Source organism: Nonomuraea zeae, from assembly GCF_005889725.1.
In the GTDB taxonomy this organism is placed as follows: Bacteria; Actinomycetota; Actinomycetes; order Streptosporangiales; family Streptosporangiaceae; genus Nonomuraea; species Nonomuraea zeae.
In genome coordinates this window covers 1-10,787 of the sequence record NZ_VCKX01000370.1, presented here as the reverse complement: position 1 = coordinate 10,787, position 10,787 = coordinate 1, and the positions used below count along the sequence as shown (strand labels likewise).

Here is a 10,787-nt window from a genome sequence, read left to right as displayed (position 1 = left end):
TATACACAAGGCGTAGCGTCGGCAGCGTCAGATGTGTATAAGAGCCAGGCGGTCGACAGCCTCGCGGCGGGTCCGCTCCGGGCGGCGGTCGTAGCGGGCCGTGGTGGCCGGCGAGGAGTGCCCGACCAGGGCCTGGGCCGTCGCCAGGTCCACCCCCGCGTCCAGCAGCTCGCCGATGAACGTACGCCGGAAGTCGTGCGCCGTACGCCGCGCCGCGCCCGCCTCGCCCAGCCGCCGCGCCAGGATGTCCGCGATGCCCTGCCCGGTGAGCCCCGCCGGGCGCCCGTCGCGCAGCCGCAGCCGCCCGGCCTTGCTGATCGGGCTGAACAGCGCCCCAGGAGCGCTCCCCCGCACCGCCAGCCAGCGCTCGACCAGCCCGATCGCGTCCGTCGTCAGATAGACCAGCCGTTCCTTGTCCCGCTTGCCCCGCACCCGCAGCGACCGCGCGCCCGGGTCGTAGTCGGCCAGCGCCAGGCCCCCGAGCTCGGCGCGGCGGCAGCCGGTGGAGTAGAGGACGGCGATCAGCGCCGCGTCGCGCACCCCCGCGGCCGAGTCGTCGCAGGCCGACAGGGCCGCGCCGACCACCTCCGGCGGCACGTGGTGCCCCGTCGGCAGCCGGGTCTGGCGCACGGGGGCGAGGTCGGAGGCGCGGGCGAAGTCCTCGGCGCTGCTCTGGCCGAGCCGCCACGCCTCCTTCAGCACGCGCCGCAGCGCCACCAGGTGCTTGTTGACGTAGGCCGCGGACCAGCCCTGATCGGTGAGCATCGTCCTGATGCGGACGGTGTGCTCGTAACGCAGCAGATGCCACGGCTGGCCCGCGCCCGTGGCCGCCTCGTCGCCGGTGAGCAGCCGGGCCAGCCGGTCGAGGCAGCCGCGCATCGTGCGCCGCGACTCGGAGCTGGTGAGCGAGTCGAGATAGACGTGGTACGGGTCGCGTGCCGGCTCGACCGGCAGCCCCGCCAGATCGGGTACGGCAGGCAGGCTCACCTGGACGATCTTACGACGCCGCGGCCCCCGGCGGCCCGCGCGGGACTCAGAAGGGGCCGGTGAGCTCGCCCAGCTTGTCCGTCAGCTGCAGGTTCGCCGAGTAGTCGACCGGCACCGCGATCACCGACACCACGTCGTCGGCCAGCGCCTTGCGCAGCGTCGGCAGCAGCTCGTCCGCCGCGCCGATCCGGTAGCCGCGCGCCCCGAAGCTCTCGGCGTACTTCACGAAGTCGGGGTTGCCGAAGGCCACGTTGGAGTCGCGCCCGAGCTCCAGGTCCATCTTCCACTCGATCAGCCCGTACGCGTCGTCCACCCACACCAGCACCACGAACGGCACCCGCTCGCGCACGGCGGTCTCCAGCTCCTGCGAGTTCATCAGGAACGCCCCGTCGCCCGTCGCCGCCAGCACCCGCCGCCGCGGGAAGGCGAGCTTGGCGGCCAGCGCGCCCGGCACGGAGAAGCCCATGGACGACAGCCCGTTGGAGACCAGCATCGTGTTCGGCTCGTAGGTCGGGTACATGCGGGCCATCCACATCTTCACCGCGCCGGTGTCGGCCAGCACGATGTCCTCGCGGCCCATCGCCTCGCGGATGTCGGCCACCACCCGGCGCGGCGACAGCGGGAATCGGCCCTCCGAACGCCCCTGCGCCAGCTCCTCCCGCATCATGCGGCGGATCTTCTCGCCGGTGCCGTTGATCTCGAACCTGCGGTGGACGGCGTCGGCGAGCGCGTGCAGCGAGCGCGAGATGTCCCCCTGGACGCCGACCGCCACCGGATAGTGGTCGTCCACCTCGGCGGGGAACTGGTGAATGTGGATGATCTTCTTGTCCCGCGCCGGGTTGATCTTGACCGGGTCGAACTCCTGCAGCTCGTACCCGACGCTGATCAGCACGTCGGCCTCGTCGAAGCCGAAGTTCACGTAGTCGTGCCGCATGAACCCCACCGCGCCGAGGGCGTGCCGGTGGTCGTCGGGGAAGACGCCCTTGCCGTTGAACGTGGTCGCCACCGGCAGCCCGAGCCGCTCGGAGAAGCGCACGAGCGCCTGCCCGGCGCCCGCCCTGGACGCGCCGTGCCCGGCCAGCACGATCGGCTGGCGCGCGGTGGCCAGCACGTCGGCCGCGCGGGCGATCTGGGCGGGCGAGGGGTCCTGGGTGCGTACCACGTTCACCGGCAGCGGGCGCAGGTCGGCGGGCACCTCGGCGGACTCGACGTCCTCGGGGATGGCGAGGTAGACGGCGCCGGGCCGCTCGGTCTGGGCGGTCTTGAACGCCTTGCGGATCATCTCCGGCAGCGCCTGCGGCGCGGGCGCCAGCTCCGCCCACTTGGTGATCGGCCTGAACAGCGACACCAGGTCCACCACCTGGTGCGACTCCTTGTAGATGCGGTCGAGCCCGACCTGCGCGGTGATCGCCACCACCGGGGTGCTGTTGGTGGTGGCGTCGGCCACGCCGAGCATCAGGTTGATCGCGCCGGGCCCGAGCGTCGCCGACGCCACCCCCGCCTTGCCGGTCAGCCTGCCGTAGATCTCCGCCATGAACGCCGCACCCTGCTCGTGCCGGACCAGCACGTAGCGGATGGAGGAGTCCCTGAGCGCGTCGACGAAGTGGATGTTCTCCTCACCGGGGATGCCGAAGACGTATTCGACGCCCTCGGCCTCCAGAGCCTGCACGATGAGCCGGGCCGCGGTGGCCTGCGCTGACATGCGAAACGCCTTCTTCCATGAACGACTGCTTTCCTGCAAGCGCGGGAGTGACCCGGTTCATTCCACGGGCTCGGCGGTGACGACCTCGGGCCCCGAGTCGGTGACGATGACGTCGTCCTCGTAGGAGGCTCCGCCCACGGCCGGCATGGCGATCCGGCGTTCGAGCGCCAGGCACATGCCCGCCTCGATCACCTCGCCCGCGTCCCGCCCGTCCGCCGCCACCCAGGGCGGCTCGAACGACAGCCCGAGCCCGTGCCCCCAGGCCCCGCCCAGCTCCGACTCGGGCATCCCGTGATGGGTGACGAACGCCGAGCGTTCGAACACCTCCTGGCACCGCCGCGCCACCTGGCCGACCTGGAGCCCGGGCCGCAGCACCTCGATCCCCGCATGGACGGCGTCACGGACCGCGTCGAGCAGCCGCCGCTGCTCTATGGTCGGCTCGGCGCCCACGACCCAGGTGCGGGCGAGGTCGAACAGGTAGCCGTGCACGGACCCGTACAGGTCGATCCTGAGCAGATCGCCCGCGGACAGCGGGCGGCCGGAGTAGGGGGCCGGGTCGGAGGCGGCGAACGTGTGCGACTCGGTGCCGGAGGAGATGCCCATGCCGTAGTAGGCGCCGCCGGCCCGGACGATCTCCGCGATCGCGGCCGCGGCCACCTCGGCCTCGGTGACGCCCGGCGTGGCCGCGCCCCTGGCGGCCGTCATCGCGCGGACGCCGAGCACGCCCGCGGCGCGCATGAGGTCCAGCTCCGCCGGGCTCTTGACCCGGCGCGCCGTCCAGGCCAGGTCGTCCGCGCCGACCAGCTCGTGCCCCGGCAGCACCGAGCGCAGCCGGCACCACCACGGCGCGGACATCGCCTCGCAGCCGATCAGGCCGACGCGGCCCGGCGGGATCGCGGCCCTGAGCTGCTCGGCCAGCGCGTCCACGAGGTCGGGCGCCGCGCGCACCCGCGCGGCCGGCCCGGGCTCCTGGACCGTTCCATCGCCCGTCAGCAGCAGGGCGGGGCCGTCCACCGGCAGCACCACGGCCGCGTGCCCCTGCGCCCTCCAGCGGCCTGGCAGGTCGGGGACGAAGGGCTGATGCTGGTAGAACCCCGTGAGGTAGTAGACGCCGGCGTAGTGGTCCTGCGCCGCTCCGCCCCTCGACCAGGCCACGACGCCACGGAACCCCGCCTGCGCGGCCAGGCGGCGCATCGCCGCCTGCCGCGCTTCGTACTCTTCGCCACCGATCCGCGCCACACCTGGTCTGTGCCCAGCTGAGGCGGCCCGTCACGGTCCTGGGACCACGGGTTTCGGGTTGTCACAACCCCTTGAGGAACGTCGCCGCGACCGGGGCCGCCACCTTGCCGCCCCCGCCACCGCCCTCGACGACCACGGCGAACGCCACGTCGCCCTTGAAGCCCATGAACCAGGCGTGGGTGTCGAGTTTCTCGCCGGTGCCGTACTCGGCCGTGCCGGTCTTGCCGTGGGTCCCCGAGGGCAGTCCCGCCGACTTGGCGGTGCCCTTGGTCACCACGGCCGACATCATCGAGTGCAGCCCGGACTTCACCCCGTCGGGGAGATCGCGCTCGTCGGCCTTCTGCTTCAGCGAGGGCACGAGGGTCGGCGGGCGCCAGGTCCCGTCGGCGATCGCGGCGGCCACCGAGGCCATCGACAGCGGGCTGGCCGTGATCCTGGCCTGCCCGAACGACTCCGCGGCCAGCTCGGCGTCCGACTGGGCCTTGGGGAAGCTGGCCTTCGCGGCCGGCACGCCGATGTTGAGCGGCTGGTTGAAGCCGACCTCCTCGGCCGCCTCCAGCAGCTTGTCCGCGCCCAGCTTCTGCTCGGCCAGCGGCGCGAACGTGGTGTTGCACGAGTGGGCGAAGGAGTCGAGGAACGACAGCGGGCCGAACGCCTCCTCGTCGGAGTTGCGGATCGGCAGCCCGCCGATGTTGACGTTCTTCGGGCAGGTCACCTGGTCCTGTGGCGACATCCCGGCCGCCAGCAGCCCGATCGCCGTGACGGCCTTGAACGTCGAGCCCGGCGGGTAGCGGCCGTCCAGCGCCCGGTTGAAGCCGCCCTTGTTGTTGACCACGGCCAGGATCTCGCCCGTCGAGGGCTTGATCGCCACCATCGAGGTGGGTTTGTCCATGTCCTTGACCGCCCCGACCGCGGCCGCCTGCACGCCCGGGTCGAGCGAGGTCTGCACGGGCTCGCCGTCCTTGCCGTCGATGGTGCCGAGCGTCTTGCCGCCGAGCTGGATCTCGGTGGCGGGCGTGCCGGCCAGCCGCTTCTGGAACGTCTCCTGCAGCCCGCCGCGCCCGACCGCCTGACCGACCTTGTAGGAGGAGCCGAGCTTGGCGACGTCCTTCTTGGTCGCCTTGTCCAGGTAGCCGACGAGCTGCTGCACCGACCCGCCGACGGTGCCGGTGTCGATGCGCCCGCCGTCGGCGTCGGTGATCTCGGCGCGGCCCGGCCAGCGGGTCTTGAGCGCGAACTGCGCGTTGGGGGTCAGCGAGGGGTGCAGCGTCTTGGGCGTCCAGTCGACCTTCCACGCGCGGTCGGCCACCATGAGGTCGATCTGACCCTGGTAGGACCAGGTGCCGACGTTCTTCATGGTCAGGGTGGCGGTGTAGGGGGCGCTGGCCCGGTCGTCACCCTGGGTGATCTTGCCGAGCTTGATCGACGCCGACTCGACCGCGAGCCCGGTGCGCTGCTGGTCGTAGGCGCCGAGCTGCTGCGGCGTGGCCAGCTCCGCCGCCATCGCGGTCTTGTCCCCCGCCTGCCACGCGGCGGCGAAACGCTGCGCGGTCTCGGCGGGCGTGCCCCTGGTGTGCAGCACGTAGTAGGCGCCACCGGCCGCGGCCCCCACCGCGAGCACGGTGACGCCGGACACGATCGCGATGGTACGGCCCCGCGCCATTGATCAGCCCCCTGGTCCTCGACGACAGGTGTCCGAGCTTAGTGGCGGCGGATCAGGACGTCCCATCGGTCGCCTTGAACCCGTTGGTCGCCTTGACGCTCGACGCGTAGGACGGCACGTATTCCTGGCCGGAGAGCCGCTGGATGGCCGCCATGATCTCGTCGGTGACCCGCCGCCGGTCGGCCGCCCTGGTGTGATCGCCCTCGAACCGCAGGGGCGCGCCGATCGAGATGCCGATCTTCGCGGGCCTCGGCACCTTGGCGCCCAGGGGCAGCACCTTCTCGGTGCCGCTGAGCGCCACGGGCAGCACCGGGGCGCCCGTCTTGAGCGCCAGCCAGGCCACCCCGATCTTGCCGCGGTAGAGGCGGCCGTCGGGAGAGCGGGTGCCCTCGGGGTGGATGCCGAACAGCTCACCCCGCTCCAGCAGGCCGGCGGCGGCGTCGAGCATGGCCTGCGCGGCGTGCGCGCTCTCGCGGTCGATCGGCAGGCTGCCGCCCAGCCGCATGAAGAACCCGGAGACGGGGTTGCCCTCGAAATACTCGTTCTTGGCGGTGAACGTCACGTGCCTGGGCAGCAGGGCCGGCAGCAGGAACGAGTCGAGCACCGACAGGTGGTTGGCGGCCAGGATCGCGGGCCCGCTCCTCGGCACATGCGCCGCGCCGGAGATGTGCGGCCGGCACATCGCGTGGGCGAGCGGCGCGGCGGCGAACTTGACCACTTCGTAAAGCAACGAGCTCTCCTGCATCATCGGCGATCTTCTGGCCGGTCGGCCACCCCACCATAAAGCAGGCGCCCCGCGGGTGGGCGGGGCGCCTGGAAACAGCTGCGCGAAGCTTTAAGGCCGATGTGGCGGTCGCCTCCTCGGCGAGGTGCACAACACGGCTCCAGCCGAACGGTATTCCGTGAAGGCGGTAATTTGCGGCCCGGGGGACACAGACCACATCGGCCTTTCGATGCTAACGGACATCCGGCGGCCCATATTCCATCGGCCCCAAAGAATCGGTCATGTTCTGGTCCAGTGTGGCTGGACCACGTCGAAGACCCGCTGCTCACGGCCACGCAGGGCAACTTCGGCGAATTGCCACAAAATCGCCCCCGTCGGGGCGTGGATCACGATCGACGGGCCCAGCGGCATCTGCAGCAGCTCCCCCTGCCAGCGCGGCACCCCCGGCGCCAGGAACCACTCCAGCGGCACCGCGTGCACCGAGGCCACCTCGCGCGGGTCGGCCACCGGCTCCTGCCGGCCGCCGAACGCCACCACCGGCGTGATCACGAACCCGGAGTCGGTGACGAAGTCGTCGAGCAGCCCGGCGACCTCGACGCCGGTGAGGCCGGTCTCCTCGGCCAGCTCCCGCAGCGCGGCCTCGACCGGCTGCTCGCCGTCGTCGAGCCGCCCGCCGGGCAGCGCCCACTGGCCGGGGTTGCGGCCGCGGGCGGCCCGCCTGATCACGACGGTGTAGGGGACGCGGTCGGCGTCCTCCAGGACGCAGACGGTGACGGCGGCCCGGCGCACCCCGCCGGCCGGCGGCACCTCCCGGCGGTCGAAGGAGGTCAGATGGGCGATGATCTGCTCACGGAGCACGTCGATCGGCGACAGCACGACTCCAGGATCTCACGCCCGCCCCCGAAGATCCCAAGGTGGCGGGCCCGGAAGTGGTGCTCAGCGGGGTCCGTACGGGAGCCGTACCGTGACCTGGAGGCCGCCCTGCGCCGGCGCCACCGCGCTGACCTGCCCGCCGTGCGCGTGCACGATGGCGCGCACGATCGACAGCCCGAGCCCCGCCCCCTTGAACGAGCGCACCCGGTCGCCCTGCGACCTGCTGAACGGCTCGAACAGGTCGTCCACCTCGTACGGCGGCACCAGCGGCCCGGTGTTGCGCACCGTGATCACCGCGCCGCCCCGCTCCCCGCCGAGGGTGAGCCAGACCTCGCCGTCGCGGACGTTGTGCTTGATCGCGTTCTCCAGCAGGTTGAACACGCACCGCTCCAGGAACAGCGGGTCCCCTTCGACGAGGGCCGGGCGCAGGTCCTGGTGCAGCGTGATGGGCCGCTTGCGGGACTGCAGGTCGATCTGCTCCAGCACGGTGCGCACGACCTGCTCCAGGTCCACCGGCTTGCGCACGGTGAGCTCCTGCTCCGACTGGGCGAGCAGCAGCAGGCCCTCGATGAGCCGCTCGTAGCGGGCGTTGGTGCCGAGCAGCGCCCGGGCCAGCGCCTTCAGGTCGGGCGAGGCGGCCGGCTCCTCCAGCGACACCTCCAGCACCGTGCGGTTGACGGCCAGCGGCGTGCGCAGCTCGTGCGAGGCGTTGGCGATGAAACGCCGCTGCGCGTCGAACACCCGGTGCAGCCGGTCCAGCATCGCGTCGAAGGTGTCGGCCAGCCGCCTGACCTCGTCGGGCGGCCCGCGCAGCCCGATCCGCTCGTGCAGCGTGCTCTCCGACAGCCGCTGCGCCGTGTCGGTCACCCGGTCCAGCGGGCGCAGCGCCCGGTCCGCGAGCACGTACCCGAGCACCAGGGCGACGGCGCCGACCAGGACGAGCACGAGCGTGGACGAGCGCACCATGTCGCCGAGCACGCTGTCGGCCCGCTGCTCGACCTCGCCCTGGAAGAGGACGTCGGGGACGGCCGCGCCCGGCCTCGGCGCGGCGTCCGGCGGCAGGGCCTTGACCAGGCTGCTGCCCACGAACTGCTGGTTCATCGCCTGCGCGGTGAACAGGTACGTGAACCACAGCAGGATCGAGCCCGCCGCGAAGAACAGGCCGCCGAACAGGATCGTCAGCCGCAACCGCAGCCGCCTGCTGCTCCACCACAGGCGGCCCCGCCTCATCCGCTCCTGGACGGTCAAAGCCGGTATCCCTTGCCCGGCACGTTCTGGATCGCCGGCGGCACGCCGAGCTTCCTGCGTAACGACGTGATCGTGACGCGCAGGGCGCCGGTGCCCGTGTCGGCGTACTCGTCCCACACGCTCCTGCGCAGCTCGCCGGAGGTGACCAGCTTCCCGTCCGCGCTGAGCAGCTCGCGCAGCACGTCGAACTCCTTGCGGTTGAGCGGCACCCGCCGCCCGTCCCTGGTGACCGTGCGGCGGTCCGGGTCGAGCGTGATCCCGGCCCGTTCGAGCGGCGGGACCGCCGCGCGGGCCGAGCGGCGGGACAGTGCCCTGACCCTGGCCACCAGTTCGGCGAACGCGAACGGCTTGACCAGGTAGTCGTCCGCCCCCAGCGCCAGGCCGTCGATCTTGTCGCGGATCTGGCCGGCCGCGGTCAGCATGAGCACCCGGCCGCCCCCGCCGCTCTCGCGCAGCCGCCTGCACACGTCGTCGCCGTGCACCTCGGGCAGGTCCCGGTCGAGCACCACGACGTCATAGTCCACGTACGCGGCCATGTCCAGGGCCTCCTGCCCGTCGTAGGCCACGTCCACGGCGATCGCGTGCAGCCTGAGCCCGTGTGCGACCGCGTCCGCCAGCCGTTCCTCGTCCTCCACGACAAGCACCCGCATCGCCGGCCCCTTTCCTCTGGCCACGAGCGTGGCGGAACCCGTGTTAGCCGGAAGTAAGGGCTTATCCGGGTTTAGCACCCGGTGGGTTGGAGTGGGGCCGCGCCGCCGGGCGAAGGACCCGCGGCGCGGAGGAGCGAGAACCCATGAACAAACGGTTGCTACCGGCCGCCGTCATCCTCGTGCTGGTCCTGTCCCTGGCCCTGGCCGCGTGCGGCGGCGCCCCGGCTCCTGACGACGGCGTGGTCAGCGCGGCCACGGGCCCCGCGTCGGCCTCCGCCACCGCCTCCGCCTCCCCGTCGGCCACGATGGACGCGGACGAGGCGGCGCTGAAGTTCGCGCAGTGCATGCGCGAGCACGGCGTCGACATGGCCGACCCCAAGGGCGGCCGGCTCCAGCTGATGATCCCCGAGGGGACGGACAAGAAGAAGGCCGAGCAGGCCGACAAGGCGTGCCGGCCCATCATGGAGTCCGCCGTACGCGACCGGGCCACCCCCAGCCAGGAGGACTTCGACCGGATGCTCAAGTTCGCGCAGTGCATGCGCGAGCACGGCATCGACATGGCCGACCCCAAGCCGGGCGAGGGGCTGCGCGTCCAGCTGAAGGGCTCGAAGGACAAGCTCGACGCCGCGCACAAGGCATGCGAGAAGTACGGACCCGGCTTCGGCAAGCCCAGGCAGACGCCCGGCGGCGGGCAGACCGGGGGCTGGCAGCCCGGAGGCGGGCAATCCGGAGGCGGGCGATGAGGAAGGGCCTGGTGCTGGGCGGCGGCACGGTGCTGGCCGCCGCTGTCACGTGGACCGCCGTGGCCGTGCTGAACGACGGCGTCACCGGCGCCGCCGCGCCCTCCACGGCACCGCTCCCCCCTGCCACCGCCGGCATCGTCCGGCAGGACCTGGTGGAGACCAAGACGGTGGCCGGCTCGCTCACCTACGCGGGCGAGCGGCAGCTCGCCTCCGGCGCCGCCGGGACGGTGACGTGGGTGGCGGCCGAGGGGGCGGTGATCCGCCGCGGCCGGCCGCTGCTCAAGGTGGACCGCAAGCCGCTCGTGCTGATGTACGGCAAGCTGCCGCTGTACCGTACGCTCCAGCGCGGCATGTCCGACGGGCCCGACGTCGAGCAGCTCGAACGCAACCTCAAGGCGCTCGGCTACGGCGACTACCTGACCGTGGACGACCACTTCAGCTACGCCACCCAGCAGGCCGTCAAGGAGTGGCAGGACGACCGGGGGCTGCCGGAGTCCGGGCGGGTGGACGCCGCCCAGGTGGCCTTCCAGCCGGCCGCCGTCCGCGTGACCGCCGCCAAGGTCGCCGTCGGTGGCAGGAGCGCCCCCGGTCAGCAGGCGCTCACCGTGAGCGGCATCCGCCGCCTCGTGCACGTGGACCTCGACACCGCCGACCAGTCGCTGGCCCGCAAGGGCGCCAAGGTCACCGTGACCCTGCCGGGCGGCGAGCAGGCGAGGGGCACGATCACGTCCGTCGGCACGGTCGCGGAGTCGTCCGGGCAGGAGCAGGACACGAGCACCACCATCGACGTGGACATCACGCTGGCCGAGCAGCCGAAGACCCGGCTGGACCAAGCGCCGGTCGAGGTGGAGATGCAGAGCGAGCGGCACGAGAACGTGCTGGCCGTGCCCGTGGAGGCGCTGCTGGCCCTGCGCGAGGGCGGCTTCGGGGTCGAGGTGGCCTGTCTCGAAAACCCCTC

Annotated in this window: 10 protein-coding genes; 2 read left to right on the top strand and 8 right to left on the bottom strand. The window is 72.4% G+C overall.

What is annotated here, in order from left to right:
• Nucleotides 1-27: 27 nt before the first annotated feature.
• The 8 genes from ETD85_RS55015 to ETD85_RS54980 all read right to left on the bottom strand — a co-directional run bounded on the left by ETD85_RS55015 (nt 28) and on the right by ETD85_RS54980 (nt 9,086).
• Nucleotides 28-987: a tyrosine-type recombinase/integrase gene (locus ETD85_RS55015; protein WP_138697824.1), complete on the bottom strand. Its 960-nt coding sequence runs from the start codon at nt 985-987 to the stop codon at nt 28-30.
• A gap of 46 nt (nt 988-1,033) precedes the next feature.
• Complete coding sequence (locus ETD85_RS55010) at nt 1,034-2,689, bottom strand: acetolactate synthase large subunit (RefSeq protein WP_138697823.1); 1,656 nt, start codon at nt 2,687-2,689, stop codon at nt 1,034-1,036.
• 57 nt (nt 2,690-2,746) lie between these two features.
• The gene (locus ETD85_RS55005) at nt 2,747-3,928 is read right to left on the bottom strand and encodes a M24 family metallopeptidase (RefSeq protein WP_138697822.1); all 1,182 of its coding nucleotides are present in this window, start codon (nt 3,926-3,928) and stop codon (nt 2,747-2,749) included.
• Between the two features lie 61 nt (nt 3,929-3,989).
• Nucleotides 3,990-5,564: a penicillin-binding transpeptidase domain-containing protein gene (locus ETD85_RS55000; RefSeq protein WP_240780038.1), complete on the bottom strand. Its 1,575-nt coding sequence runs from the start codon at nt 5,562-5,564 to the stop codon at nt 3,990-3,992.
• A gap of 79 nt (nt 5,565-5,643) precedes the next feature.
• On the bottom strand, nt 5,644-6,321 hold the full coding sequence (locus ETD85_RS54995) for a lysophospholipid acyltransferase family protein (protein ID WP_240780037.1): 678 nt from the start codon (nt 6,319-6,321) through the stop codon (nt 5,644-5,646).
• 273 nt (nt 6,322-6,594) lie between these two features.
• Nucleotides 6,595-7,191, bottom strand: coding sequence for an NUDIX hydrolase (locus ETD85_RS54990; protein ID WP_138697820.1), 597 nt, complete (start codon nt 7,189-7,191; stop codon nt 6,595-6,597).
• A gap of 60 nt (nt 7,192-7,251) precedes the next feature.
• A complete protein-coding gene (locus ETD85_RS54985) occupies nt 7,252-8,418 on the bottom strand; it encodes a sensor histidine kinase (protein WP_138697819.1) in 1,167 nt (388 codons plus the stop codon).
• Between the two features lie 14 nt (nt 8,419-8,432).
• A complete protein-coding gene (locus ETD85_RS54980; RefSeq protein WP_138697818.1) occupies nt 8,433-9,086 on the bottom strand; it encodes a response regulator transcription factor in 654 nt (217 codons plus the stop codon).
• Nucleotides 9,087-9,229: 143 nt separating this feature from the next.
• Between ETD85_RS54980 and ETD85_RS54975 the strand changes: the two genes are divergently transcribed.
• Nucleotides 9,230-9,829 carry a hypothetical protein gene (locus ETD85_RS54975; protein WP_138697817.1) on the top strand — a complete coding sequence of 200 codons (600 nt, stop codon included), beginning with the start codon at nt 9,230-9,232 and terminating at the stop codon, nt 9,827-9,829.
• On the top strand, nt 9,826-10,787 hold a 962-nt coding region (locus ETD85_RS54970; protein ID WP_138697816.1), incomplete at its 3' end, for a peptidoglycan-binding protein. The genes ETD85_RS54975 and ETD85_RS54970, both read left to right, overlap by 4 nt.

What these genes read in the sequence shown, in the direction of transcription:
- ETD85_RS54980 (WP_138697818.1), bottom strand. Translation starts at nt 9,086, where the DNA reads ATGCGGGTGCTTGTCGTGGAGGACGAGGAACGGCTGGCGGACGCGGTC.
- ETD85_RS54985 (WP_138697819.1), bottom strand. Translation starts at nt 8,418, where the DNA reads ATGAGGCGGGGCCGCCTGTGGTGGAGCAGCAGGCGGCTGCGGTTGCGG.
- ETD85_RS54975 (WP_138697817.1), top strand. Translation starts at nt 9,230, where the DNA reads ATGAACAAACGGTTGCTACCGGCCGCCGTCATCCTCGTGCTGGTCCTG.
- ETD85_RS55010 (WP_138697823.1), bottom strand. Translation starts at nt 2,689, where the DNA reads ATGTCAGCGCAGGCCACCGCGGCCCGGCTCATCGTGCAGGCTCTGGAG.